Origin of the sequence: Pseudonocardia petroleophila (assembly GCF_014235185.1) — a bacterium.
Classification (GTDB): Bacteria; Actinomycetota; Actinomycetes; order Mycobacteriales; family Pseudonocardiaceae; genus Pseudonocardia; species Pseudonocardia petroleophila.
On sequence record NZ_CP060131.1, the window covers coordinates 3,898,347 to 3,923,832 of the forward strand.

23 protein-coding genes are annotated in these 25,486 nt (G+C 71.1%); 16 read left to right on the top strand and 7 right to left on the bottom strand.

The features are described from left to right. The first annotated feature begins 33 nt into the window (after window positions 1-33). Window positions 34-921, top strand: coding sequence for a LysR family transcriptional regulator (locus H6H00_RS19420; RefSeq protein ID WP_185717163.1), 888 nt, complete (start codon window positions 34-36; stop codon window positions 919-921). A gap of 314 nt (window positions 922-1,235) precedes the next feature. Here the strand turns inward: H6H00_RS19420 and H6H00_RS19425 are convergent, their stop codons facing one another. The 3 genes from H6H00_RS19425 to H6H00_RS19435 form a co-directional block, all read right to left on the bottom strand. After that, entirely contained in the window at window positions 1,236-2,966 is a 1,731-nt protein-coding gene (locus H6H00_RS19425) for a sigma-54-dependent Fis family transcriptional regulator (protein ID WP_500801824.1), read from the bottom strand. 182 nt (window positions 2,967-3,148) lie between these two features. After that, a complete protein-coding gene (locus H6H00_RS19430; protein WP_185717165.1) occupies window positions 3,149-4,777 on the bottom strand; it encodes a flavin-containing monooxygenase in 1,629 nt (542 codons plus the stop codon). 39 nt (window positions 4,778-4,816) lie between these two features. After that, window positions 4,817-5,746: an alpha/beta hydrolase gene (locus H6H00_RS19435; protein ID WP_185717166.1), complete on the bottom strand. Its 930-nt coding sequence runs from the start codon at window positions 5,744-5,746 to the stop codon at window positions 4,817-4,819. A gap of 693 nt (window positions 5,747-6,439) precedes the next feature. On the opposite strand from H6H00_RS19435, the gene H6H00_RS19440 reads away from it, so the two are divergent. The 9 genes from H6H00_RS19440 to H6H00_RS19480 all read left to right on the top strand — a co-directional run bounded on the left by H6H00_RS19440 (window position 6,440) and on the right by H6H00_RS19480 (window position 15,375). After that, on the top strand, window positions 6,440-6,874 hold the full coding sequence (locus H6H00_RS19440) for a hypothetical protein (protein ID WP_185717167.1): 435 nt from the start codon (window positions 6,440-6,442) through the stop codon (window positions 6,872-6,874). Then, complete coding sequence (locus H6H00_RS19445) at window positions 6,861-7,535, top strand: hypothetical protein (RefSeq protein WP_185717168.1); 675 nt, start codon at window positions 6,861-6,863, stop codon at window positions 7,533-7,535. The genes H6H00_RS19440 and H6H00_RS19445 overlap by 14 nt, the downstream gene beginning before the upstream one ends. A gap of 1,205 nt (window positions 7,536-8,740) precedes the next feature. Beyond that, complete coding sequence (locus tag H6H00_RS32380) at window positions 8,741-10,099, top strand: chromosome partitioning protein ParB (protein WP_255425265.1); 1,359 nt, start codon at window positions 8,741-8,743, stop codon at window positions 10,097-10,099. A 64-nt stretch (window positions 10,100-10,163) separates the two neighbouring features. Next, window positions 10,164-10,430, top strand: coding sequence for a hypothetical protein (locus tag H6H00_RS19455; protein ID WP_185717169.1), 267 nt, complete (start codon window positions 10,164-10,166; stop codon window positions 10,428-10,430). Window positions 10,431-10,916: 486 nt separating this feature from the next. Next, window positions 10,917-11,384 carry a single-stranded DNA-binding protein gene (ssb, locus tag H6H00_RS19460; protein WP_185717170.1) on the top strand — a complete coding sequence of 156 codons (468 nt, stop codon included), beginning with the start codon at window positions 10,917-10,919 and terminating at the stop codon, window positions 11,382-11,384. A gap of 215 nt (window positions 11,385-11,599) precedes the next feature. Beyond that, the gene (locus H6H00_RS19465; protein ID WP_185717171.1) at window positions 11,600-12,538 is read left to right on the top strand and encodes a bifunctional DNA primase/polymerase; all 939 of its coding nucleotides are present in this window, start codon (window positions 11,600-11,602) and stop codon (window positions 12,536-12,538) included. A gap of 307 nt (window positions 12,539-12,845) precedes the next feature. Continuing rightward, complete coding sequence (locus tag H6H00_RS19470) at window positions 12,846-13,067, top strand: hypothetical protein (protein WP_185717172.1); 222 nt, start codon at window positions 12,846-12,848, stop codon at window positions 13,065-13,067. Window positions 13,068-13,585: 518 nt separating this feature from the next. After that, on the top strand, window positions 13,586-14,572 hold the full coding sequence (locus H6H00_RS19475) for a DNA-processing protein DprA (protein ID WP_185717173.1): 987 nt from the start codon (window positions 13,586-13,588) through the stop codon (window positions 14,570-14,572). Beyond that, window positions 14,569-15,375, top strand: a complete 807-nt coding sequence (locus H6H00_RS19480) for a hypothetical protein (protein ID WP_185717174.1) — start codon at window positions 14,569-14,571, stop codon at window positions 15,373-15,375. Before H6H00_RS19475 ends, H6H00_RS19480 begins: the two co-directional genes overlap by 4 nt. 372 nt (window positions 15,376-15,747) lie before the next feature. Here the strand turns inward: H6H00_RS19480 and H6H00_RS19485 are convergent, their stop codons facing one another. The 3 genes from H6H00_RS19485 to H6H00_RS19495 are packed head-to-tail and all read right to left on the bottom strand — an operon-like array spanning window position 15,748 to window position 17,641. Continuing rightward, on the bottom strand, window positions 15,748-16,953 hold the full coding sequence (locus tag H6H00_RS19485; protein WP_185717175.1) for a site-specific integrase: 1,206 nt from the start codon (window positions 16,951-16,953) through the stop codon (window positions 15,748-15,750). Further along, window positions 16,950-17,282 (bottom strand): helix-turn-helix domain-containing protein, encoded by a 333-nt coding sequence (locus H6H00_RS32890; RefSeq protein ID WP_369408060.1) that lies wholly within the window; start codon window positions 17,280-17,282, stop codon window positions 16,950-16,952. The genes H6H00_RS19485 and H6H00_RS32890 overlap by 4 nt, the downstream gene beginning before the upstream one ends. 53 nt (window positions 17,283-17,335) lie before the next feature. Then, window positions 17,336-17,641: a hypothetical protein gene (locus tag H6H00_RS19495; RefSeq protein ID WP_185717176.1), complete on the bottom strand. Its 306-nt coding sequence runs from the start codon at window positions 17,639-17,641 to the stop codon at window positions 17,336-17,338. A gap of 607 nt (window positions 17,642-18,248) precedes the next feature. Between H6H00_RS19495 and H6H00_RS19500 the strand changes: the two genes are divergently transcribed. Then, entirely contained in the window at window positions 18,249-19,397 is a 1,149-nt protein-coding gene (locus H6H00_RS19500; RefSeq protein WP_185717177.1) for a DUF932 domain-containing protein, read from the top strand. A gap of 206 nt (window positions 19,398-19,603) precedes the next feature. After that, a complete protein-coding gene (locus H6H00_RS19505) occupies window positions 19,604-19,879 on the top strand; it encodes a hypothetical protein (protein ID WP_185717178.1) in 276 nt (91 codons plus the stop codon). Between the two features lie 18 nt (window positions 19,880-19,897). Here the strand turns inward: H6H00_RS19505 and H6H00_RS19510 are convergent, their stop codons facing one another. After that, on the bottom strand, window positions 19,898-20,464 hold the full coding sequence (locus H6H00_RS19510; RefSeq protein ID WP_344735779.1) for an alpha/beta hydrolase family protein: 567 nt from the start codon (window positions 20,462-20,464) through the stop codon (window positions 19,898-19,900). A gap of 652 nt (window positions 20,465-21,116) precedes the next feature. On the opposite strand from H6H00_RS19510, the gene H6H00_RS19515 reads away from it, so the two are divergent. From H6H00_RS19515 to H6H00_RS19530, 4 genes are all read left to right on the top strand, one after another. Next, the gene (locus H6H00_RS19515; protein WP_185717179.1) at window positions 21,117-22,712 is read left to right on the top strand and encodes a ParB/RepB/Spo0J family partition protein; all 1,596 of its coding nucleotides are present in this window, start codon (window positions 21,117-21,119) and stop codon (window positions 22,710-22,712) included. 382 nt (window positions 22,713-23,094) lie between these two features. Continuing rightward, window positions 23,095-23,550 carry a single-stranded DNA-binding protein gene (locus H6H00_RS19520; protein ID WP_185717180.1) on the top strand — a complete coding sequence of 152 codons (456 nt, stop codon included), beginning with the start codon at window positions 23,095-23,097 and terminating at the stop codon, window positions 23,548-23,550. 209 nt (window positions 23,551-23,759) lie between these two features. Further along, complete coding sequence (locus H6H00_RS19525) at window positions 23,760-24,698, top strand: bifunctional DNA primase/polymerase (protein WP_185717181.1); 939 nt, start codon at window positions 23,760-23,762, stop codon at window positions 24,696-24,698. Window positions 24,699-25,027: 329 nt separating this feature from the next. Further along, a complete protein-coding gene (locus H6H00_RS19530) occupies window positions 25,028-25,246 on the top strand; it encodes a hypothetical protein (protein WP_185717182.1) in 219 nt (72 codons plus the stop codon). Window positions 25,247-25,486 lie beyond the last annotated feature (240 nt).

A 25,486-nucleotide genomic window follows, 5' to 3' on the forward strand; every position in this document is an offset into this window, starting at 1 on the left:
TCACGGAGCATCAATGAGGGGCGCGAGATGGATGTGCAGAGACTGCGAATCTTTGTCGCAATCGCCGAGGAGCTGCACTTCGGCCGGGCGGCCGAGCGGCTGCACCTTGCGCAGCCCTACCTGAGCCGCTGCGTGCGCGTGCTGGAGGCCGACCTCGGTACGGACGTCTTCCGGCGCACCACGCGCAGGGTCGAGCTGACGCCGGCCGGTTCGGCGCTGTTGCCGCACGCGCGTGCGCTGCTGGCCCGCACCGACGAGGCGCGCGCGGCGGTGACGGCCGCGCGGGACGGCCGCAGCGGCCGGGTCCGGATCTCCTTCGCCGGGCCGTCGGCCCACGTGGCGGTCGGCCGGCTGGCCCGCGCGGTGCGCGAGCAGCACCCGCTGGTCGACCTCGACCTCCGGCCCGGCCGCTACGGCACCGCGGCCGTGGCCGAGCTGCTCGACGACGAGGCCGATCTGGTGCTGGCCCGGTTCGCCGCACCTCCGGTCGGGGTCGCCAACCGCAGCGTGGCGCGCGACCGGTGCGTCGTCGCCGTGCCCGTCCGGCACCGGCTCGCCGACGCCGCAGAGGTGCGGATCACCGATTTCCGTGACGAGCCGTTCGTCGCCTTCCCCGAGTCGTTCGGGTCGGCCGTGCGCGCGACGCTGGTCGAGCGCTGCCAGGCAGCCGGCTTCGCCCCGCGGTTCGCGCAGCCGGCACCCGATTCATGGACGGCCACGGCGCTCGTATCCGCCGGAGTCGGCCTGCATTTCACGACGGCCAGCGCTGTCGCGCACCTCCCCCTCGACGGCGTCCGCGTACGCGAGATCGCCGATCCGCTGCCCCTGATCGACGTGTACCTCATGTGGCGCCGCGACGACGACTCATCTGTCCTACGGCGGGTCTTGCGGACCTCGGAGGAGATACTTCCCGGACGCTGATGCCGCTACCGAGTGGTCGGTCGATGGGCGCCTTGGAGCTGGATCGCCCAACCAATACAGGACGAACGATGCCGATCCGCTCGTCGCTGCCGACGCCGACCGTGCCCCGGACGTACCGACTTCGACCACGTCGCCGACCCGCCCCCGGCTGGTCAGCGCCGACTCTTCGCTCTCGCGCCCGGTGCTGACCGCTGCGAGCTGCCTAGGCAGACGGTGAACTCGACTTGCCGGCCGGTCGGCCTCGACGTAGCGAACTCGGATCCAGTTTCCGGGTCTCCCAAGCCTCCTGATGTCTGCCGCTGCGAGGATCACGGTCAGTCGCCGGTCGAGATCCGGTAGGTCTGCAGCTTGCGGTACAGCGTTGTCCGCCCGATGCCGAGTGCGGCCGCCGCCTTCGAGCGGTTACCGCCGCAGCGGTGCAGCGCGCTGACGATCGCGTCACGCTCCGCGGTCTCGATCATGCTGAGCCCGCGGGGCGGAGCCTTCTGCATGCGCGGTGGGAGGTCGGCCGAGCTGATGCTGCGGCCGGCGCGGCGGCGCGCCAACTGTTCTACGGTCCGCCGGAGCTCGGCGAGGTTGCCGGGCCACGGCCAGGCCATGAGGGCTTGGAGCGCGTCCGAGGTGAACCGGGTGTCCCGCTGGCCGCGTGGGAGGCCGGCCACGATCTGGGAGACGAGGCGCGGCACCTCGGCGGACATCTCCGGTAGTGAGGGCAGCCGGACCGTCGTGCACAGCGCCGCGACCACGGCCGCGACGTCGTGGTGGGCGGTGTCCAGGTCGACGGTGAGCGCGACCGGCACGCTCGAGTCCTCGATGGCGGTCCTGATGCGGCGCAGGTCCTCGGCTGCCGCGTCGTGGACGTGGTGGAGCACGACGGCGGGCGCGCCGGTATCGGCGAGGGACTTCGGGCACCCGGTCCGGGCGAGGTCGACGACGAGCGGCGGCGAGCCGGTCGCCTCGGCCAACGCCGCCGTGGCCGCGGTGAGCTTCCCGCTGCCCGCGGGGCCGTCGACGGCCAGGACCTCTCGGAAGCCGACCGCGCTCCTGAGCAGGTCGGAGATGTCGGGAACCGGATGCAGAGGCACCGGCGGCGAGGCGCTGCGGCGTGCCCGCCGATGGTCGGCGGACCGGTCGGGTTCGGGGCCACGCGGTGATTCGAGCAGTCGCACGCAGAAGGCCGGGCCGGTCGGCCCGACACCGTCGACGCGCTCCACGAGGGCGTCAGCCCGGCCGCTTGCCAGCCGGACCGCGCGCCGGTGCTTGCCCGCGCGCAGCCCGGACTCCGCAAGGTCGCACCAGAGCAGGGCGTGGGTCTCCGGCGTGATGTGGATGAGCCCGGCGGTGTTGCCGAAAGCCGTGTTCTCGGTGACGACGATGACCGGCTGCCGATCGGTGCGTGTCGCCAGCAGGAAGGCCTGGATCAGGATGCGTTCGTGAGCGCCCAGCATTGCGGTGAGGTTGCCCTCGATCTGTCGCCCGACGTCGGTGGCCATCGCGGTCATCAGCGGGCTGACCTGGTCGGATCGGCAGGCCAGCGCGAACGTGCCCAGCAGTTGCCCCGTGAACGGCTCGAAGATCGGTGTGCCCGCGCAGGTGAGGGGTCCGAGCAGCTCGTTGTAGTGCTCGAAGCCATGCACCAGCAGCGGGCGGCGCTCGCGCGCCACCGTGCCCAAGCCGTTCGTGCCCATCGACAGCTCCGAGAAGTCGAACCCCTCTGCGGCACAGGAGTCGTCGAGAATCCGCAGCTGCTGGGGCTCCCCGGCGCGGCGCATGATGATGCGCCCCTGGTCGTCGCTGAGGAACATCGCCACGCGGGCGTCCCCGAGGTCGTCGCCGAGCCGGTCGAGGACCGGTGCCGCTGCGGTGTGCAGCCGCGGCTGCAGGTCGGTGACATCGGCGAGGTAGGGGACCTCGTGCCGGCCGACCGGTACCTCGGCGCCCACGCAGCGCCGCCAGCTGCGCTCGATGACCGCGCGGACACCGGACTGGGCAACAGGCGTAGCGAGAAGCCCCCGGTCCATGAGCCGCTCGAGGGCATGCCGCATCCGCGCCTGGTCGGGCTGGTTCGAGTGGGTCGGATCAGTGATGGTCGGTTCGCTTGGCAAATGCCGCTCCTCGTCGTCGAGTCGGCGTGATCGGGCACCCGCTCCCGACGGTCCACCCTAGTCGGGCGGATGGCGCCGATCTCGCGGTCGGCGCCATCCGCCCGACTGTGCGGGCAGCAGCCTCAGACGGAGGCCGGCTCGGCGTCGCGACGCATCGCGAAGCCCTCGTACCCGGCGCCTTCGACCTCGGCAAGCTTCTGCCGGTAGGCCCCCATCCCGGCCATGTAGAACATGACGGTGCTCTTCTTGCCGGCCACGTTCTGGCCGAAGATCCACGACTCGACCTTCGGGAACAGGGTCATGTTCGCGATGGTCGCGCAGAGCTCGGTCCACTCGTCCTCGGCCTGGCGCGTCGGCTCCACGGCCGCCACGCCGTCCCGCTCGGCGGTGCCGATCAGGTCGCTGATCCACTCCACCTGCGCCTCGATGCTCGGCGGAAGGTTGGTGAACGGCCCGTTGGGCCCGAGGATCATGAACATGTTCGGGAAGCCGTGCGTGGACACGCCCAGGTAGCTGGTGGGCCCGTCGGTCCAGTACTCGTCGATGTGCTTCCCGTCGCGGCCGCGCAGGTCCATGGCACGGTAGTTGCCGTCGACGGCGTCGAACCCGGTCGCGAAGACGAGGACGTCGAGCTCGTGGACGACCCCGTCGGCCGTGCGGACCCCGGCCGGGGTGATCTCCTCGATCGGGTTCTCCTTGATCGACACCAGCGACACGTTGGCCCGGTTGAAGGTCTCGAAGTAGCCCTCGTTGCACAGCGGGCGCCGGGCGTAGGTGTCGGTCGGGGTGAGCTTGCGGGCGGTCTCCGGGTCGGTCACGGTCTCGGCGATCTTGGACCGGATGAACGCCGCGGCGGCCTCGTTCGCCGCCGGGTCGGTGGCGACGTCGGCGAAGGTGCCGAACATGAACCGGAAGCCGTTGCCCTTGTCCCAGTTCTCCTGGAACACCCGCTGCCGCTCCTCGTCGGAGACGCTCGCGGCCTCGACACCGCTCTCCTGGAAGCCGAAGGCCACCACCGAGTTACGGACCTGCTCCCAGATCGCGTCGAAGTTCTCCTTCGTCTCGGCGACCTCGGACTTCTCGACCGGGCCGTTGCCGGACGGTACGACGTACTGCGGCGAGCGCTGGAAGACCGTCAGCTGGTCGGCGGTCTTGGCGGCCTGGACGATGAACTGGGTGCCGGTGGAACCGGTTCCGATCACCCCGACGCGCTTGCCGGTGATGTCGAGGTCGGCCGGCCAGGCGTTGGTGTGGGTGAGGGTGCCGGCGAAGCGGTCGATGCCGGGGATGGCGGGCATGTTGGTCTTCGCGAGCAGGCCCAGCGCCGTCACCAGGTACCGGCTGGTGAACTCCTCGCCGGTGCTCGTGCGGACCTGCCAGACGTTGCGCGCCTCGTCGAACACCGCGCCCGTGACCTCGGTGTCGAGCTGGATGTCGCGGCGCAGGTCGTAGCGGTCCACGACGTGGTTGAGGTAGCGCTCGATCTCGGGCTGCTCGAGGTAGCGGGTGGTCCAGTCCCACTCCTGCAGCAGGTCCTTGTCGAAGGAGTAGCGGTAGACGAAGCCCTCGGTGTCGGACTTGGCGCCGGGGTAGCGGTTGAAGTACCAGGTGCCGCCGACGCCGCCGCCCTTCTCGAAGGCCCGGACGGTCAGCCCGCGCTCGTTGCGCAGCTTGTGCAGCATGTAGATGCCGCCGAACCCGCTGCCGATCACGATGGCGTCGAAGTCCACGGTCGTCGTGGTGTCACTCATGAGGGTGCTCCTGTCGGTGAGGGAGGTGGGCGGGCGGCGTCAGCCGCGGTACCAGTCGGCGACCGCGGCGATCTCGGCGTCGGCCTCCGGCGCGTTTCCGGCGAGGAACGGGTAGACGTGCTGCATGCCCTCGGCGACGGTCAGGGTGACGTCGACCCCGGCGGCCTCGGCCCGCTCGGCGAGCCGGGTGGCGTTGTCCAGCAGAGACTCCGCTCCGCCCGCGTTGATGTAGAGACGGGGGAAGCCGGTGAAGTCGGCGTAGAGGGGGTTGGCCAGCGGTGTGGACGCGGGGACGGCGCCGCCCGCGAGCACGCCGGCGATCATGCCTTCGAGCAGCGGCACGGTGATGAGGGCGTCGGTGGCGTCGTTGGTCACCAGGGTCTCGCCCTTGTTCTCCATGTCCAGCCACGGGGAGAACGCGATCACCCGGCCGGGCAGCGGCTTGCCCTGCTCGCGCAGCGCCAGCGCGATCGCGACGGCCAGGTTGCCGCCCGCCGAATCGCCGATCGTGGTGATGTCGCCCGGTGCTATGCCGCGCTCGGTCAGCGCGGTGAACGCCGCGACGCCGTCCTCCACCTGCGCCGGGTGCGGGTGCTCCGGGGCGCGGCGATAGTCCAGGACGAACGCCGTGACGCCCAGCGCCTTGGCGACGTGCGCTGCGAGCTTGCGGTGGCTCGACGCCGAGCCGACGGCGAACCCACCGCCGTGCGTATAGAGCAGCACCTGCGAGGCGTCCGCACCGGCGGGCAGAGCCCAGATCCCCGGGACTCCGCCGACGACCTCCTCGCGATAGGTCACGTCTTCCGGCTCGCGGGTGGGCTGGTGCCACTCGTCGAAGATGCTGCGGAACAGCCGCATGGAGAGGTCGGGTGTGGTAGCGATGATGTTCGACCAGTCCGCGTAGAGCGCCCGCAGCGCGTCGGACTCGGGCGAGGTGGACGTCGGCCGAACCGACGGAGCCGCAGTCATGTGGTCCTCCTTGACCTGTGGCGCGAGCTCTCCCGTGCTGGGCCCGGGCTCACGCTGTGCGTTCTGGCTCACACTGTGGCGACCGTCTCGCCGCCGTAGTTGTTCCGATATGGAACGCTCCGCTGCGTCGACCGGAGGGGCGCCGTCACCTGCGCCGGTGACATGACGGCATCATGTAGGCCATCCGCAGCGGTGTAGGTGCCCGGAAGGCACCGCAGGCTCGGCCAGCTGGGGAGGCCGGTCGCGATTGACCGCGGCCAGTCCATCTCACCGTAGGCGGCCATTTACCGCCCCGGTGACGGCCAGTGTTCTCCCCGCTGGCGTCCGCCGAACAGCGACGTGCCGCCAGATATGTCCCCGGTGATCGAGCATCCGATGCCCGCGGCGAGGGTCTGCGGTGAAGCGCGGGCGAGCCCGCTGTGTCCAGCCCCGGGCCGTCGCCCGGTTTGGTCGCCCGTCGAAGGCACCGACAGCGGTTGATCCACGTCGTGGATCGTCAGGCACTGGCCTCGTGCATTGCTCCTTCAGCGTCCGACCGTGCGTCGCTGCCAGGCGGTGGGTGACCCGACCCTGCCCGCCGGCGGTCTCACGAGCGAAGGGCCGAGCCCCCGCCCGATGCCGAGTGAGACCGCTTCAGTTGGTCGTCGCCTGATCGCCATGCCCGTGCGGTCTCACATCGAAGGGACCACTGTCATGACCATAGTTCCGAGCTCGTTCCCGACGATCCCCGCCGGCCTGTTGCGCGTCGGGGACCTCATCCACCACCCTGGCCACCGCGCCGTCGCCTACGTCCTCGTGGCTCGGGTAGCCGTGGTCGACGGCGTGGTGCACCTAATGGTGTACGACGCCGCACACCCCGACGGCATCCCGGCGACCTACCGGCCCGACGAGCGGTTGCTGCTGGCGTGTCGGGACCTGATCGAACCCGCCGACGGACTTCGGGCGTGGACCGACGCGAGCTGGCGGCGCTCGCACCGGCGTGGGGCGGCGATCGCGCTGATGGACCAGATCCGTGCCCGAAGCGTCGGGGTGCCCGCGATCATCGGTGCTGACAACAACGTTGATTCGGAGATCGGTCGGCTACGCGGTCGCGACCCACTGCCGCCCCCGGGTGGTGTCGATCGCTGAGCTGGCCGATCTGTTGGACATGCAGCATTGCAACGGCTCGCTGGTGCTGGACGTCGACCAGCCCGCGGTGCGCGCTGTTCCTACCCTGTTCGTGCAGCTGAAGGACGTCGAGGGCGGTGGCGGGTCGTGGAATGGCGGGGACGTCGTCGCGATCGTGTCCGAGTGGTTTGCCCGGTTGGGGTTCGACCCGGACCGGACGCTCGACCAGCTCGGAGGTCGTGTCGTCACCACCTCCCCGAGCTGCGGCGCGGCCGGCCGCCGCCTTGGCGACGAGGTCGGCCGCCCGAGGTCGAAGCCCGATCACGACGTGCCCGGCGCGGACGGCGGGTTCGCGGTGATCGATCTGGACCGGGTCGCCGAGCTGGTCCGCGCCGCGGGTGTCGAGTGTGTGATCGACACCCTGGGTGGTGGCGTCGCCGTGCTGCTGGCCGGGGCACCGACCGAGGAGCCGGCGTGGGCGTTTCCGTGGGCGGTGCAGGCCGGACCTGGCCGATTCGACTGGGACGAACCGTCGTGGGCCTCGACCCGGGACCTGCGAGTCGGCCCGGACACCGCCGACGGGGACGCCGCGGTACTGGTTCGGGAACTCGGCGCGGTGACTGAGGAGCAGATCGCCGACCTGGTCGTCACCAGTCCATGCGCCTGGGTCGGGCGACGCTGAGCGACCACACGGTGGAGTAACCGGTGACGCCGGTGGGCGGGCGGTCGGACTGACCGCTGGGCGCGCTCGGCCGGTGTTCATCCCCCACTCCGGCCGCGTGTGCCAGCCACGACGGGTACTCCGCCTTCTGGCGGTCCGGGGCGGTGACAGCGGTTCGGACGCTGGAACGCCGTCGGGCACCGGTCGCAGAACACGTGCTGGAGCTGGTCGTGGTCGTGCGCGGTGGTCCGGAAGTCGGCCGACGGCGGTTGGTCGACCCGCCCCATGTCGTGACAGCCCGCGACAGTGGCTCAGCGGCGTGCTGGCAAACCTGGGCGTGCGGACCGGAACCTGATCAGGTCGAGACGGCGTCGACTGTGGACCATTCGCCGTTCCCGCACCGCGGGCCAGGTGCGGGCGCCGTCTGGGTCGATGTCGGGAAGAAGCGCGCGTAGCCGTTGCCGCCCAGGTACAGCGCGGCGAGCAACCTCACGACCGAGTCGTGAGTAGGCGGGGTCGACGGTGGTGACCCGAGCTGCGGGTTGATCGCGGTGCCGTACTGGGTCATCTGGGGTCGGAGGCGCCTGGGTGCGTAGCGCCGCACTCTGGCATCGCCGGCCACGGCCCTGGCCGATGAACCCGGCCGTCGCCATCGGGGTGAACCGTCGCACTGCCGACCCGGGCCGGTCACCGCTGGCTGCCGCCGGTCCACCCCGAGTGGCGCAGCCGGAATCCCCGCCCGCCGCGGACGGCGCTGCCCGGGGCGAGTGCGCCCCGCACCGGGGCGCCCGAACCGCTGGAGCCACGCTCCGGCCAACCCTTCCAGGAGCCAGCCGTGACCCTCACCGCCAACCCCGGAGACACCGTCTCCACCATCACGCGACCCGACGAGCGACCGCACGCTGCCGTCCCCACCGCCGATACCGCCGCCGCTACCGGTTCCGAGACCGATGACGCGCCACCGCGTGCGGACGTCGATGCGACCACCGGCCATGACAGTGAGCCGGTGGGCGAGCTGCTTCGTGTCGATCCGCGCACTCTGGTGATCGGCGCAAACGTGCGCCGCGACGTGGTGCTGGACCGCCCGTTCCTGCGCTCGATCTCCGACCGCGGTGTCCGGGAACCGATCATCGTCCGCCGCGACGACCACGGCGTGCTGGTGGTGCGCAAGGGTAAGCGCCGCACTCTGGCCGCGGTCGAGACCGGCCGCCCCACTGTCCCGGTGTTTGGTCGAGTCCGGCCGGCCCGGCGAGGACCCGGACGCCGAGGACCGGGGCGAGGTGATCGACCGGATCGTCGATCAGCTCGAGGAGAACCAGCATCGCGCCGCCACCCACGAGGCCGACGAGGTCCGGGCGCACCAGCAGTTGCTCGACCTCGGGTTGACCGCGGGTCAGATCGCGCGGCGCACCCACGTCCCGAACGCCCGGGTGAAGCAGACCACCGCGGTCGCGCGCAGCGAGCTCGCCGCGGCGATGGAGCGCTACGACCTCACCCTGGACCAGGTCGCGGTCATCGCCGAGTTCGACGGCCCGGACGGCCCGGACGTCGAAGCGGTGAAAGCGCTCACCGTGACCGCGGCCAAGGAGCCTGCCCAGTTCGCGCACGTCGCGCAGCGGCTTCGCGATCAGCGCGCCGACGCCCGCCAGGTCGCCGACACCGTCGCCGAGCTGACCAACCAGGCCGTGCGGGTCCTCGACCCGGAGGACACCGGCAGCGCGGCGCAGCTCAGCGGGCTGCGGCTTGACGCGCAGACCCCCAGCGGGACCGAGCTCGACCCCACCACGCACGGCGGGTGCCCCGGCCATGCGGCAACCGTCGAGGTACACCGCGGCTGGGACCGCCAGCCCCAGGTCAAGGTCGTCCACTGGTGCACCGCACCCGACGAGCACGGCCACGTCGCCCGTTGGGGCCGTGTCGCGCCGACCGACGACGGCGACGGCGGGGGCGACGGCGAGGGCGCACGCGAGCTCGCCCATGCCGCCGAGCAGGCCAAGAGCGAACGGCGCCGGGTCATCGCGAACAATCGGGACTGGGCCTCCGCCACGTCCGTACGCCGTGACTGGATGCGCGGGTTTCTCGCCCGCCGTGCCGCTCCGCGCGACGCCTTGCCCTACATCGCGACGACTCTCGCCCGTGGCGGGCACGATCTGCACCGAGCGATGGAATCGGGCCACCCCACAGCGTGCGAGCTGCTTGGCCTCACCCCGACCGGGAGCGTCTATGCCGGGAGTCCGAACCCGATCGAGGCCCTCACAGCGACAGCAACCTTGTCGAGGGCCACACAGCTGATCCTCGCGGTACTGCTCGGGGCAGCCGAGGATGCCACCAGCTGCCAGACCTGGCGCAACCCGACCCGGGACAACCGCGCCTACTTCACCGCGCTGCGGGACTGGGGCTACCCCCTATCCCCGGTCGAACAACTCGTCCTCACCGACAACGACGCCACGCCATCCCAGCCGGCCGACACCTCCACCACCGGCGGGGCCGCTCGCGACGCTGAGGACAGCGTCGATGAGCGCGCGGTCCTCGACGCCGTCACCGACGACGTCATGTCGGCCGCCGAGGAGACAACCTCCACCTGACGTAGGACCGGGTGGGGCCGCCGAGACGGCCCCACCCGGTTCTTCACCGAGAGGAGGACCGGCCATGTCCCGGGACTGCTTCACCCCCTACGACTGGAGCCGCAGCTACCTGCTGCCCGCCGACGTGGCCAGCAACATCGAGCTGCGCGGCAGCGTCGGCATGCTCGGCGCCCACAACGCCGCTCGTGGCCTGCTCGTCGAGGTCTGCCGGCACACTGGCGCCCACCCAGCTGGCCTGCACTACGCAGAGACCGTGCTGGGCGACGGCGCGATCATCGTCGTCGACGTCACCGCAACCGCGCACCGACCAACGGCGAAGCACTCTGTGTGAAGACTTGCACCCGGCACCGCCGCCACGAAGACGCTCGCAACGGCGATTGGTCGGTCAGCGTCGACGGTGTGGCGTATCCCGGGGAGGACCGGAGGCGTCCGCCGTCCCCACCGATGCAGGGCTGGATCGTGCACCGGCTGGTGCGTCGTCCGACGTCGGGCTGATTGCGCCGCGGCTGGAGCGCGTCGCCTGTGCACCGACCGCGTGCCGTCGGGACGATCTTGTTCGCGGGTGGCGTCCTGGGAGCGCGGCGTGGGCAGGAGACGCCCGAAGGTCAGCACACCGCGGGCGGGGCGAGCGGCGATGAACCCGGACCCGGTCCGACCGGGTGGGACAGGCCTCGGTGCGCTCGGACGCCTGGCGGCGTTCCCACCCGCTCGGACGAGCCCGGAACCCCCGCCGTCCCTACCGGGACCCCACCCGCGCCGCGCTGAGGCCAGGGCCGCGTCACCCACCACCACCACCGAGCACCAGGGAGCAACCGTCATGAACAAGATCACCGTCCACGGCAACCTCACCGGCAAGCCCGAACTGCGGCACTCCCGGTCCGGGGTCCCGGTGGCCACATTCACCATCGCGGCGAACCGGCGCCGCCTCAACCGGCAGACCGGGAACTGGGTGGACCTGCCGGCGGTGTTCCACCGGGTCGTGTGTTTCAACGCCCTGGCCGAGAACGTCGCCGGGAGCCTGGACAAGGGCACCCCGGTCGCGGTCACCGGCGAGTTCGCCGACGACAGCTACAAGCGCGAGGACGGCACCTCCATCCGCCGGATCCAGATCGAGGCCGCCGACGTCGCCGCGAGCCTGCGCTACGCCACCGCCACGCTCACCAAGAACCCGCGAAACGGCGCCACCGCGCAGCCTTCCGAGGAGCCCGACCGCGCCACGGACGTTGCCGAGGACGGCGCCGAGGCGGCTGAGCGGCCCGCACTGAGCGTCGTGGGAGCCGACTGAGTCGGCTACACGGCGGGCCCGGACCACAGCGGTCCGGGCCCGCCGCACTGCCGGAGAAGCGCTACCACGGTGGGCGTCCTCGCGTCGGTGTCGCACCGTGCCCGCGAACCCGGACCACGCGCCAAGCCGCTACCCGAGCACCCACACCCGGACACGATGCGGCGCGCGGCCCGGAACCACGGGCCGTCCCGGTGCTCCGACGCGAGGAGAACATCGTGAACGACGTCCCGCACCACCCATCCGCTGCGCCGACGCCCGCCCCGGGCCGGCTCGGCGCCGCAGCCGCACGCGCCGCTCGGAAGGGCTGGCGGGTGTTCCCCGCCGTTCCCCGTGGCAAGGCGCCGGCGATCGCCGACTGGCAGAACGCTGCGACGACCGACCTCGACCAGATCACCGCATGGTGGCGGGCGATGCCGTGGAACGTGGCCGTCAGTGCGGGAAGATCCGGACTTCTCGTCATCGACCTCGACGTCCGGCGTAGCGCCGCCGCAGCGCCGCGGGGGGCCAGCACGCGGGACGGGTACGCCATGCTGCGTCGGCTCGCCGCCGCTGCCGGCGAGCCGCCGCCCACCGACACCTACACGGTCGCGACGCCGGGCGGGCTGCACCTGTACTTCCGCCAGCCCGACGGCGTACAACTGCGCAACACCCAGAGTGTTCTCGGGGCCAATGTGGACAGCCGCGGCCTTGGCGGATACGTCATCGCGGCCGGCTCCGTCCGCGCCGTAGGCATCTACCGGGTCGTCAGATCCCGCCCGGTCGCAGAGCTTCCGAACTGGGTGATCGCGGCGCTCACCCCAGCGCCGACACCCGCCCCACCGACGCGTGGCCACCCGTCGATGACACCGCTGCTCAACGGCAGGGCCGAGGCCTACCTGCGTGCGGTCGTCGACGGCGAATGCGCCGCCGTCGCGGCGGCGACCGTCGGACACCGCCACCGGACACTGCTCCGCGCGGCGCGCAGGCTCGGGCACTGGGTCGGTGGATCGGCCCTCAGCGCGACCGCTGCCCGCCTCGCATTGACCGATGCGGCCAAGAGCTATGTCGGCGTCGAGGGCTACACCGCCGCGCAGGTCGCTCGCGACATCCGCGACGGGCTCGCCTACGGTGCGGGGTCCCCTCGAATCTTCGCCGATGTCGAGAACCGGACATAGCTCCGGACGTCGCGGTCGGGCCGAAGGTAGGGATGCGGCCCGGGTCGGCCGCAGCGATGGGTCGGGCCTCCGGTGCTCGGCTCAGGTGGATCGCCCGGAGGTCAGCACACCGGGGCGGGGGCGAGCGGCGATGAACCCGGCCCACCCATCCCGGTGAGATCGCGTGCGGATCCGACATCGGCCGCCGGTCGGGAGGGCGATCACACCGGGATGAGCGAGCCGGAACCCCCGCCGTCCCTGCGGGACCCCCGCCCCGGCGTGCTGAAGCTGCGCCGCGTTCCCCCAACGCCGAGCACCGGAGACCCTCATGACCATCACCGCTACCACCGAGATCACCGAGTTCGACACCCGCGCAACCCGCCTCGCGGTCCTCGAAGCCCAGGTCTGCGAGGCCCGCGACGATATCCGCGTCGCCCGCCTCTGCGACGACCTGTCCCTCGCGTTCGACGCGCTCGAGTCCCTGGCCACGCTGATGCAGCACACCCTGCAGGAGCTCGCGCACCTCGGCGTCGAGACCAACCCGCGCTGACCACCCCGGGCACGTGGCCCGCCCGGAGTCTGGGCGGGCGGTGACGGTCGTGGCGACTGGGCTGCGTCCGGGCAGGGTGTGGTCTCGAAAAGGATGGACCGCATGCATCCGGGACCCTTATCCCCTGCCGCCCCGCAGAACCGCGAAGCGGGAGAGCAGGCGGGCCGGGTGACGTTCGTGCGGCGGGTCGACGAGGCGCCACTGGGACAGCTGGCTACTTCAGCCGGTCGCGGTTCGGTTTGCGACATGGTCGCGATCCTGACCTGACATCGGTCGCACTCACCTCGCTCACGACGGTCACAGGCAGTGCAGTGCACGGTGTCTCGGCATCATGGGGCGGTCCGAGCCGGGCGAGTGATGATCACCCTAGTCCGCCGGCCGCCAGGCTGCCCAGCAGCCGAATGGGACGCCCGTGCGGACTATCCGCCGTGGCGAGCAGATTAACAATCTGGCCAACGCCTGGATGGACAGGCACATGCGGGGTGGCTTTTGCCTGCTCAGGTACCATAATAGAACGTATGTTCGAGTATGTCGCTCGGTCGTGGGCCCGGGAGCGGGTACTGACCGCGGTCGGTGACGGCCCTACGCTGCCCAACGTGGGTACCTGGTGGAGCGATGACGAGCGTGCGGCGCTTGTCGCGCTGCTGCGCACTCGGCCCGGCGGGATGAAGTGGCCGCAGATCGTGGCCGAGGTCGACGCCCGCTCCAGCGCGCTCGCGCTCTGGAACGAGTACAACCCCGCCGACCTGTTCAGCGATTCCGCAGCGCCTGGGCTGCTCCAGGCACGCGCGGATATCGACGAGTGGCGGGCCGCCGACCTCGGGTTTCTGACGTTCCTGGACGCCGACTACCCGGCGCAGCTCCGCGAGATCCACGACCTGCCGCCGGTATTGTTCCACCGGGGCAGGCTCCTCGACGACGAGATCGCCGTATCCGTGGTCGGGTCCCGGGAGGCGTCCCGGCAGGGGCTCGACGCCGCGCGTGCGATCGCGACGGGCCTGGTGGAGCGCGGCATCACCGTGGTCGGCGGGCTTGCGGCCGGAATCGACACGGCCGGTCACATGGCTGCGCTGGAGGCGGGCGGGCGCACTGTTGCGGTGATCGGCACTGGGATCCGGAAGTACTACCCGGCGGACAACCGCGAGTTGCAGGATCAGATCGCCGACTCTGGGCTGCTGCTCTCGCAGTTTTGGCCGGAGGCGCCCCCGACGAAGCAGACCTTCCCGATGCGTAACACCGTGATGTCCGGGTTTGGCCGCGCGACGATCATCGTCGAGGCGGGGGAGCACAGCGGCGCCCGAATCCAAGCCCGTCGAGCGGTCGCCCACGCCCGCCCAGTGATCCTCACCGAGATGGTGGTGCGGGTGAACAAGTGGGCACAGGCGCTGCTTGACCGCCCCGGTGTCCATGTCGCGACCAGCACCGCCGAGGTGATGTCGATCGTGGAGAAGGTGACGGCGCGACCGTCGGACATGCTGTCGTTGCTGCGGGTCGCTGCCGGGTGACAAGCAGTCTCGCCGAGTTCTCGGAGCAGGCGCGGGCGTATCTGTTTTCGCAGGTCGGTGACTGTTTTACCAACACATCGCGCGGACCTGGCCGCTGCTTGGTGTGCACGGGGCCAACCGGCATCGCCGAGGTGCAGCTGTGCGGGCAGTGCTCACGGCAGCGAGCCGAGTTCGGCGTGGGGCTCGCCGATCTGGTGGTGCCGCTCGCCTACGTGCGCGGGTGGATGACACCGCAGCACCAGTCCGAGCACCTGGTGCGCCGCTACAAGTCGCCGGTGCAGCCGTCGCGATGGTGCGCTGAACTCCTCCAGTTCATGATCCACGCGGCGTCCGCTATCCACGGGCCGTGCATCGCGGCGGCGGCCGGTAGCTGGTGGCAGGTGATGACAATCGTGCCGTCGGCGACGCGGCTGGGTGCCGACCATCCCGTGGTCGGCCTGGCGCAGCAGGTGTTCGAGCACGGCAACAACGTCGACCGCGTGCTGCTGACGCCCACAGAGCACATTGCGTCCACGGACCGCCACCCACGCCGGGACATGTTCACCCTGTCGCCAGAGGTCGCAGCGAGGGTGCGCGGCAGACACGTCCTGGTCATCGATGACACCTACGTCTCCGGCTCCAGATCGCAGTCGGCTGCCCTGACGCTCAAGACGGCCGGTGCACAGCGGGTGACCGTGCTGTGTGTCGCCCGGTGGTTGAGCTACCGATGGGACGACCACTGGCGCCTCATCGAGAGCGTCCTGGCGCCGTACGACGCACTGATCCGCCCGGTAGGTTCAGGCCCCTGTCTCGCGCCGCGTTGATCGGCGATCACCTTGCGGCTACGGAGTGCACCACGCACGGTCCTCCGCTCGTCGTCCCCGGAGCGCACGAGCGTGCCGTCGTTCCCCTGGCGTCAGAGGCTTGGCGGACGCGCGGGCTGAGCCTCGGGAGCAGATCAGCGATACGAAGTACAGCTTGGAAGTACAGCTACGCCAGCCGCCGCAGGCATCTTCTGCCAACCTCATCGTGCCCTCTGACCTGCGCAGATGCTCTCCGCAACCTCGCCGCCCGCAGTTCACACCGAAGAGGTCACTGGTTCGATCCCAGTATCGCCCACCAGCACAAACGCCCCTCACCGCATCGCGGTGGGGGGCGTTTGACACAGGTTCTGACAACAACGCGTGCGCTACTCGTCAGTCGCCGCCTGGCACGGACTGCTCAACGGCTCTGGAAACGGTGTCGGTCAGCGCTTCCTCCATGAGTTCGAGCGCCTCGACGACCGAGCTGTCGAACACCTCGCTGTAGATGCCCAGGGTCACGTTGATGTTGGCGTGACCGAGGATCATCTGTGCGTCGCGGGCTGGTACACCGAGGTCCTTCAGCAGCGTGGCTGCGGTTCGTCGCAGGTCATGGAAGACAATCCTCGGTAGAGCCTCGGCGGCCACGATCCGGTCGAAGGACCGCGACAGGTTGCGCGGCTCGATCGGCCGGCCGCTGCGGGTGGTGAATACATACCCCGACTCCTCCCAATCCTCGCCCGCATCCATCCTCTGGTCCCGCTGCTTGGCGGCCTGGGCGAGGAGTGATGCCCTGGCCATCGCGACGAGGGGGAGCGTTCTGGTTCCCGAGCGGGTCTTGGTCGGCCCCCTCACCAGGCCACCCCCGACCCGGATGAGGGTCGCCTCAACGCGGAGCCGTCCAGCGGCGAAGTCGACGTTCTCCCAGTGCAGTGCGGCTATCTCACCTCGCCGCAAGCCGTAGATCATCGCGAGGACGAAGACTACGTAGGCGCCGTCGCCCCGGGCGGCGTTGAGGAACCGGCGCGCCTGTGATGCGGTCCACGCCGTGCGGCGGTCTCGGTGTTCCTCCGGCAGCGTCGTCAGCTGGGCGACGTTGCGGGTGACGAGCTCCTCTCTCGTCGCGCGGCCGAGCGCGGAGCTCAGTACTTCGCGCATCATGCGGAGCTTCGGAACTGAGTCGCCCATCGCCCGCCGGCGGTTGAGGAACTCCTGCACGTGCCGGACGGACAGCGTGGCGAGCTTCTGTCGGCCGAGTCCCGGTCGCAGGTAGATCTCGATCGTGGATCGGTACTTCGCCATCGTGGTCGGGCGGAGCTTGGGCTCGGCTACTTCCTTCAGCCAGTAGTCGAGGTACTCGGACACGGTGGGTGTGCGCGTCGGGATGATTCCGCCGGCGTTCACGCGCTGGGTGAGCTCGGCGAGCTTCTGGGCGACATCGGTCCGGGTCTTGCCGTAGATCCATTTCCGTCCCCGGCTCCCGTCAGGGCGAGTGACGTACGCCGCTGCTACGTAGCGACCATCTGCTCTCTTGGCAATGGTCCCCTCGCCGTTTCCTCGCTTGCGTCCTCGTCCGCGGTGCGGGGCATCGGGGGAGTTCATGTGGCCTGGCTTCCGAGGTGCTCCAGGAAGCGTTCGAAGTCCTGGGCCCGCACCCGATGGCAACGACCCAGATGGACGCTGGGCAGGTCACCGGCCCAGATCAGTTGGTAGACCGTCCATCGGGAGACCTGGAGCCGCTCAGCGACCTGGTCGAGAGTGAGGAGATCCGCTGCAGGCATATGGGTGCCTCCGTAGGTCAGGCACTGCACGAGTGCCGCCGCCGTCGAGAGTTGACGTGCGTCGACGGTCCTGAGCGGTGTGGCTGCCTCGTGTCTCCGCCGTGGCTGACCAGCTCGGCGTGCCGGTCCGATGACCTCGAACGTCTCCATCCCGTGGTCCGCATCCACTGGACTCGCCCACAGCTGCGGACTGATGAGGTTGTTCACCGCGGGTCGGACTCGGGTGTGCCGAGGCCATGACCGCTGGTTGGGTAGAGCTGCCGGTCGAAGCGTTGCGGTTGCTCGACACCGTTGCTGAACCACGCCACGGGATGGCGGGTGCCGAGCTGTCCGACCACGAATCGTGTCACCGACGCGGACAGGATGCGGTGGTCTCGTGATCGGTCTGCGGCGTAGCTGCAGGCGCGGTGCTGATCGGTGAAGACGATCTCTACCGCACCCACCTCATCGGGCCGTGTCACGTGAACGGTGAACACGGTGCACGTCGTGCTGTCGTTGGTGTTGCCCATCCGTCCAGCCTTTCGGGCGACCGAATGGCCAAACAGGTCTACTGCGCTTATGGGGACAACTTCGGCCGCGGACGAGATGCCCTCGGACGATATGAGCGGTCTGTCCGAGGACCAGCTGCTCGACGCGGTGAAGCGTTCGGAGGAGGTCCGCCGTGCCGGTCGGCAGCGGACGGGGCGTCTCCTGGCTGAGTTGCATCGGCGGGGGCGGTTGTCATGGCCGGCGATCGCGCGCGTCACGGGGATCCGGCAGACGACGGCGTACGACCTCGCTCAGCCGTTCCTCACTTCGGACAGCGGGGACGAGGGTTCTCCGCGCTGAACCGGCCGATCGCCAGCCGGTGATGGCTGCGCCGGTCGGGGTGGAGCTGCCGACTCTGCCCGACGTCGCATCGCGTCGGCGAAGGCCGGCGGCCCGTCCGATGCGAGTGAGATCGCCCTCGAACCGACCTGAGGCGGGGTCTTCGGGGCGATCCCACCGTCGATCGGCCGAGCCGCCGGGGCCCTTCGCACGCGCTGCGGCGCCGGGCTGCCCGAGCCGCGCCCCACCGCCACCGGCGGGGCCATCCGGGCGACGTTCTCGGGTGTCCAGCCACAACGCGGAGTCATCATGACCCAGTCCGACACGTTCCTGACCACCCGCAACGCGACGGTCGCCGACCTTGCCCGGCTGCTGCAGGTCCAACACGCCGGCAAGCTTGACGTCGTCGCCCCGGCCTGGAGCCTGATCGCCGAGCGCGGCGACCTTCGGCTAATCGGCGTCGGCGAGCCCAGCCTCACTCCGGACGGCGTGACCGTCGGGGAGACGCGGCTGCGCCCGACCGCTCTCGCGGACGCGGCGATCGCCGACAAGCTCGGCATCCCGGGCACCTACCTGCGACGGCTGCGGGCCGAGCAGATCGGCCTGTACGACGCGAACGTCAACACCTGGCTGGCCGATGACCCGGACCGCCGGTTCCTGGTCCGCGGCCTGCGTGACCCGGCCAGCGGGACCGGGGTCGTCCGCGCTCTGCTGTCGGACTCCTACCGGGTCGTGGACAACCTCGACGTCCTGATGGCGGTGCTGGAGGGCATCCGCACCGCCGGCGTCGAGGTCGACATCGCGCGGTGCGACCTGACCGAGCGCCGCATGTACGTGAAGGTCCGGGCTCCGCAGATCGCCGAGTACGCCCCGGACCTGCTGGCCGGGTACCGCAGCCCGTTCACCGGGGCCCGTGGCGCGGACAACCCGACGGTGTTCGCGGGGTTCGTGGTGTCGAACTCCGAGACCGGGCACGGGTCGTTCTCGCTGACCCCGCAGCTCACGGTGCAGGTCTGCGACAACGGGATGACCATCTCCAAGGACGCGATGCGCGAGGTCCACCTCGGGGCGCGGATGTCCGACGGGGTGATCCGGTGGGCGGCCGACACCCAGGGTGCGTTGCTGGACCTGGTGGTCAAGCAGGCGCGGGACGCGGTCGCGACGTTCCTCGACCACGGCTACGTCCGGGCCGCGCTCGCCGAGATCACCCGGCAGGCCGGGATCGCGATCAGCGACCCGCAGGCCACCCTCGACCACGTCGGGAAGGCGCTGCGGTTCACCGCCGAGCAGCAGGCCACCATCCTCGCCCACTTCATCCAGGGCGCGGATGTCACCAGTGGGGGAGTGCTGCACGCGGTCACCTCGGCCGCGCAGACCATCGACGACGCCGACGTCGCTCACGACCTGGAGCGGTGCGGGGTGAAGGCGATGGCGCTGGCCGCCGCCCACGCGGCCTGAGGCGCGGTCGGGGTCGGTCCGGCGCTCTGCCGGGCCGGCCCCGATGGTGGCGACATGGGTAGTGGCGACGTCACCCAGGGCGAATCACCCGTACGCGGTTCGAACATGCGTTCGCTCTCGCGGTAGCGTCGGGCCTCGCGGTGGCCGGGCGTCGGGGAAGGGCGCATCGGCCGCCGCGATCTCGCGAGCACAGGGGAGGACCCACCGTGTCGGCCAACATGACACCGTCGGAGCGTCGCGGCGCGTACAACCGGGCCAACGCGCGTGCGATCGCCGAGACCGCGCAGATCCTGCGCACGGTGGCCCAGCACGACTCACACACCGACCCGTTCCGGGGCGATCTGGGCAAGGCTCAGGCGTCCGTGCTCGACGCGGTGAGTCGCCACGTCGCTACCCTGCCCCGCGAGATCACCACCGAGGCTCTCGCGGTGGTGACCGCGGTCGACCGGCTGACCGGGAACCGCCGCACGACAGGCAGCTGACCCGGCGATAGGCCGCGGTCAGCCGGTCAGGTGTCGGGTGAACCACCGGGTGAGGATCTCGTCGACCGCTCGGGCGGTGGGCCGCTGCGGGGCCGGTTCCAGGCCCGGTTCGTCGGCCAGCGGATGCGCCAGGCCACGCACGGTCACCAGCTCGACCGTGCTCGGGTCGGTGTAGCGCCTGCGCAGGGCCTCGACCAGGTCGGTGGCGTCCATGCGCAGGTCCGGGTGGTCCTGCTCGCCACTGACGAGCAGCAGCGGTGGGCGGGTGGTGAGGTCCCCGGTCCGGGCGACGAAGTCCATGTCGTCGGCCACCCGGCGCGCCTGCGGGGTCCAGCGGTACGGGTGCCCGGCGAGGTCGTCGGTGAGCCCGACGACCGACCGCAGCCGCACCGCCGGGTTGACCAGCGCGACCGATCTGATCGGGATCTCCGTCGTGGTCAGCACCTGCAGCGCCACGGCGGCGCCGAGGGAGGCGCCCAGCACGCTGATCGGCCCGTCGTCGACGGCCAGCTGATCGCGCAGCGCGTCGAGCGCTGCGGGGAACTCAGCCGCGGCCTGCCGGGTGAGCGGGGCCAGGAACGACAAGAGCGCGTCCTCGCGGGCAGCGCGATGATCGCGTCGACGCGGCCGTCGACCATCCGGGCCCCGCACATCGGCATGCCCAGGTGCACCCGCCAGGCCGGCACCCCGGTCATCGGCAGGGCGGCGGCGAACGCAGTGTCGGTCCGTGGTGCGTCGAGCATGTGCCAGGTCACGAGCAACGGCGCGGGATCGTCGCTCGGCCCCGCTGGTGGGAGCGCGGTGAACGGCACGCCGGCCGCGGTGCCGGTGATCGTGGTCATGGGTCCCCCTCGGGCGTGCGGCTCGCCACCGTAGGGGGGCTCGCCGGCGCGATGTCCTGCTTTCGCCGTGAGCCGAACCGGCCGTCGACGGCGCGTGGCCGGGCGTCAGCGTCCTGCGCGTCGGGGGGACGTGGACTGCGGCAGACCCCGGGGGTGCGGGGCGGGCACTCTGGCAGCGCCGCCCGGGCGGGGCGATGAACCCGCTTGCTGCCGTCCGGGTGAACCGGCCTTAGGAGCTCCCGCGAGAGGTATGTGCCGGCGACGTGCCGGTCCACACCGGCCGACGCAAGCAGAACCCCCGCCCCGCCCGGTCGCCGCTGCCCTGGTCGAGTGCGCCCCGCATCCGCCGGGCACCTGCAGCGCCGAGCCCGCTCGGCCCTTCCGAGGAGCACCTCGTGACGATCACCGACACCCGACCGACCACACCCGACAACGACCCGGACCACACGCCCGCACCCGAGGCGAGCACCGACACGTGGGGCGAACTGCTCGTCGTCGATCCCACCACGTTGGTGATCGGCGCCAACGTGCGCCGGGAGGTCGCGCTGGACAAGCCGTTCCTGCGCTCGATCGCCGACCGTGGCGTGCGGGAGCCGATCACCGTCCGCCGCCGCACAGACGGCGGGCTGGTGGTGCGCAAGGGCAAGCGCCGCACCCTGGCCGCGGTCGAGACCGGACGCCCGAGCGTCCCGGTCCTCGTCGAACCCGGCGCCCCCGACGACGACACCGACACAGCCGGGACGGAGGAGTCGATCGAGCGGATCGTCGATCAGCTCGAGGAGAACCACCACCGCACCAGCACCAGCGAGGCCGACGAGGTGCGCGCCCATCAGCAGCTGCTCGACCTCGGACTGACCGCCGGGCAGATCGCCCGACGCACCCACGTCCCGACCGCGCGGGTGAAGGCCACCGCCGCGGTCGCGCGCAGCGAGCTCGCCGCCGCGGTCCTGGACCGCTACGAGGTGACGCTGGACCAGGTCGCGGTGATCGCGGAGTTCGACGACGGCACCGACGCCGGGGTCGAGGCGGCCAAGGTCCTGACGGTGACCGCGGCCAAGGAACCCACTCAGTTCGAGCACGTCGCGCAGCGACTGCGCGACGACCGCACCGACGCCGCCCTGGTCGCCGAACAGGTCGCCGAGCTCACCACCGCCGGGGTCCCGATCCTCGACCCGGACGCCACCGGCACGGCGGCACAGATCAGCGGACTGCGGGCGAACACGGACCTGCCCAGCGGCACCGAACTCACCGCCGAGCAGCACGCCCTCTGCCCGGGCCACGCCGCGCAGGTGGAGATCCGCCGCGGCTGGGACCGCCAGCCCCAGGTCCGGGTCACCCACTGGTGCACCGACCCCGACACCCACGGCCACATCGCCCGCTGGGACCAGGCGACCGCCCACACCAGCGGGCCCCGGACGGGGGCGATGAGCGAGGAGGAGAAGGCGCAGCGACGGCTGGTCATCGCGAACAAGCGGGAATGGGACTCCGCGACCACGGTCCGCCGCGACTGGCTGCGCGGCTTCCTCACCCGCCGCACCGCACCCAAGGACGCGGTGACCTACCTCGCGGTCACGCTCGCCCGAGGCGGGCACGACCTGCGCCGGGCGATGGAGTCCGGCCACCCCAGCGCCTGCGAACTGCTCGGGATGACCCCGGTCGGCAACGTCTACACCGGCCGGGCGAACCCGATCACCGACGCCGCAGCCACAGCAGCCACCCCGCGGGCGACGATGCTGGCGTTGGCGGTGCTGCTCGGGGCGGCCGAGGACGCCACCGACCGGCAGACCTGGCGCAACCCGACCATGGACCACCGGGCCTACCTCACCGCCCTGAGCCGGTGGGGCTACCCGCTCTCGACGGTCGAACAGCTCGTCCTCGCTGCCCCCGAGGGCCCGGACCCCGACGCAGCCGTCAACCCCGCATCGGGTGCTGACGATGACTCCGCCGAAGGCGACGAACTCACCGAGCCGGAGACGCTGACGACCGACTGACAGCAGACCTGGTGGGCCGCTCCCCGGGGCGGCCCACCAGGCACGCCAGCCGTCATCACGAGGCGACGCTCGCAAGGTCACGGCCCGGGTCGAATGCGCAAGCCTTACCAGCGATGCCGCGATGAGCACGTGCATCACCGCCTCCGGGGCCTGGTGCTCGCCAGGAGACGCCCGAAGGTCAGCACAACGTGGGCGGGGCGAGCGGCGATGAACGCGGGCCCGGTCCGATCGGGTGGGACGGGCCTCGCTGCGCTCGGACGCCTGGCGGCGTTCCCACCCGCTCGGACGAGCCCGCAACCCCCGCCGTCCCTGCGGGACCCCACCCGCGCCGCGCTGAGGCCAGGGCCGCGTCACCCACAACCACCAGCACCTGGAGACCCTGATGAACAAGCTCACCATCCACGGCAACATCACCGCGAAGCCCGAGCTGCGGTTCTCCCGCTCCGGAGTCCCGGTCGCCACCTTCACCGTCGCGACCAACCGCCGCCGGCTCAACCGGCAGACCGGCACCTGGACCGACCTGCCCTCGGTGTTCCACCGGGTCGTCTGCTTCAACGCCCTCGCCGAGAACGTCGCGACCAGCCTGACCAAGGGCGCCACCGTCGCGGTCACCGGCGAGTTCGCCGACGACACGTACACCCGTGAGGACGGCACCACCGTCCGCCGCACCCAGATCGAGGCCGCCGACGTCGCCGCCAGCCTCCGCTACGCCACCGCCACCCTCACCAAGACCCGCCGCACCACCTCGAGCCCGACCGGGCCCGAGGACCGCGACGACGAGACCACACAGCCGCTCGACGCCGAGCGGCCCGAGCTCACCGTAGTCGGCTCGGACTGAGCCGCTTCCGTGGCGGGCCCGTCGGTTCGGGCCCGCCACGGACCCATTCCTGCCGGGTCGGGCGGTGCGGTGGCCTCGCGCCGGGATCGCACCGTTCCACGGGCCCGGGACCACGCGCCAGCCACGCATCGACCACGCCGATCGGCAACGGTGTGGCGCGCGATCCGGACCCGCGGACCTCCCGGTGCCCCCGACGCGAGGAGACCACCGTGCCCCACCACCCACACCCCCACCCTGGACGACTCGGCTCCGCCGCCCGACGCGCGGCCCGACGCGGCTGGCACGTGTTCCCCGTCCACCCCCGCAGCAAGGTCCCCGCCGTCTCGGACTGGGAGAACATCGCTACCACCGACCTCGACCAGATCGCGGCCTGGTGGCAGTCCAAGCCCTTCAACATCGGGATAAGCACCGGCCCCTCCGGGCTCCTCGTCATTGACCTCGACCCCAGCCACGGCGTCCCCGCCCCCGACCGATGGCGCGACGCTCGACACGGAAGCGACGTCCTGACCCGGCTCGCCGCCGACGCCGCCGAGCTGGTCCCCGAGACCTTCACCGTCGCCACCCCCTCCGGAGGGCGACACCTCTACTTCCACCAGCCCCACGGCGCGCGGCTGCGCAACACCCAAGGCGGGTTGGGTTGGCGCATCGACACCCGGGGCCACGGCGGCTACGTCCTCGCCGCAGAATCTCGCGGGCCAGCAGGCCGGCCCTACCGTGCCGTGAACGATCACCCCGTCGCGAACCTACCGGCCTGGCTCACCCAAGCTCTGACACCCAGCTCTCCACCACCGTGTCGAGACATCCGGGACGCAGCCCCGCGCTCGGGCACCGTCGCTCACGCACCTCGAGCGCAGGCCTACCTACGGGCCGTCATCGACGGAGAACGACACGCGGTCACGACGGCCGAGATCGGCCACCGACACGCCGCCCTGCTGCGCGCCGCACGTCGACTCGGCCATTGGGTCGGCAGCGGCACCCTCGATGAAGCAGACGCCCGCGCCGCCCTGACCGAAGCCGCGGCCCGCCACCTCGGTGTCGCCGGCTGCACCGCCCGCCAGATCGACCGCGACATCACCGACGGACTCACCTACGGAGCCCGCCGCCCCCGCTACCTCGACGACATCGCCCACCACCGGCCGAAGACCTGATCAGCAGCACCTCGCGCCCTGATTGCTGCGCCCGTCCACCGGCCCGAATAGCGCGCCGTTGTGGCGCGTCTGCGCATTCCGTGATGCCGGTGACGGGCCTCCGGAGCACGGCGGCGATGGACCGCCCGAAGGTCAGCACACCGGGGCGGGGCGAGCGGCGATGAACCCGAGCCCGACCGATCGGGTGGGACGAGCCTCGCTGCGCTCGGACGCCTGACAGCGTTCCCACCCGATCCGCCGAGCCCGGAACCCCCGCCGGCCCTGCGGGCCCCCACCCCGGCGCGCTGAGGCAAGCCGCGTTCCAGCGACACCGAGCACCGGAGGCCCACATGACCACCACCCAGCCCATCACCGCCGACACCGAGATCACCGAAACCGACACCCGCGCCACCCGACTCCAGGTACTCGAAGCCCAGGTCTGCCAGGTCCGCAACGATCTTGCCTACGCAACCGCCAATGCCGACATCGGCTACGCCCTCAGCGCGACCGAACAGCTGGCAACACTGCTCCAGCACACCCTCCAAGAGCTCGCAGAAATCGCTCGATAGCTGCGCTGGGACCTGGCTCGCTGGCCCGCCGAGTCGCGGGCCAGCGACGATTAAGCTCTGTTCTCGTTGGCTAGTTCCGTGTCAAGCAGGTCTAATGCTGCTGCCCCCAGCGCATATGCCCAGCTCAGAGGATTTTGACGTTCCCATCCATCCGTGGGAATCCGGCCGAATCCGGGCCCGTAGTTACTCAGTTAGTTACCCACTTGTCGATCTTCGAGCGGACCACATCTGCTGTCGACC

What these genes read in the sequence shown, in the direction of transcription:
- H6H00_RS19455 (WP_185717169.1), top strand. Translation starts at nt 10,164, where the DNA reads ATGTCCCGGGACTGCTTCACCCCCTACGACTGGAGCCGCAGCTACCTG.
- H6H00_RS32890 (WP_369408060.1), bottom strand. Translation starts at nt 17,282, where the DNA reads ATGGAGACGTTCGAGGTCATCGGACCGGCACGCCGAGCTGGTCAGCCA.
- H6H00_RS19495 (WP_185717176.1), bottom strand. Translation starts at nt 17,641, where the DNA reads ATGGGCAACACCAACGACAGCACGACGTGCACCGTGTTCACCGTTCAC.
- H6H00_RS19425 (WP_500801824.1), bottom strand. Translation starts at nt 2,966, where the DNA reads ATGCGGCATGCCCTCGAGCGGCTCATGGACCGGGGGCTTCTCGCTACG.
- H6H00_RS19500 (WP_185717177.1), top strand. Translation starts at nt 18,249, where the DNA reads ATGACCCAGTCCGACACGTTCCTGACCACCCGCAACGCGACGGTCGCC.
- H6H00_RS19440 (WP_185717167.1), top strand. Translation starts at nt 6,440, where the DNA reads ATGACCATAGTTCCGAGCTCGTTCCCGACGATCCCCGCCGGCCTGTTG.
- H6H00_RS19435 (WP_185717166.1), bottom strand. Translation starts at nt 5,746, where the DNA reads ATGACTGCGGCTCCGTCGGTTCGGCCGACGTCCACCTCGCCCGAGTCC.
- H6H00_RS19470 (WP_185717172.1), top strand. Translation starts at nt 12,846, where the DNA reads ATGACCATCACCGCTACCACCGAGATCACCGAGTTCGACACCCGCGCA.
- ssb (WP_185717170.1), top strand. Translation starts at nt 10,917, where the DNA reads ATGAACAAGATCACCGTCCACGGCAACCTCACCGGCAAGCCCGAACTG.
- H6H00_RS19475 (WP_185717173.1), top strand. Translation starts at nt 13,586, where the DNA reads ATGTTCGAGTATGTCGCTCGGTCGTGGGCCCGGGAGCGGGTACTGACC.
- H6H00_RS19485 (WP_185717175.1), bottom strand. Translation starts at nt 16,953, where the DNA reads ATGAACTCCCCCGATGCCCCGCACCGCGGACGAGGACGCAAGCGAGGA.
- H6H00_RS19430 (WP_185717165.1), bottom strand. Translation starts at nt 4,777, where the DNA reads ATGAGTGACACCACGACGACCGTGGACTTCGACGCCATCGTGATCGGC.
- H6H00_RS19520 (WP_185717180.1), top strand. Translation starts at nt 23,095, where the DNA reads ATGAACAAGCTCACCATCCACGGCAACATCACCGCGAAGCCCGAGCTG.
- H6H00_RS19530 (WP_185717182.1), top strand. Translation starts at nt 25,028, where the DNA reads ATGACCACCACCCAGCCCATCACCGCCGACACCGAGATCACCGAAACC.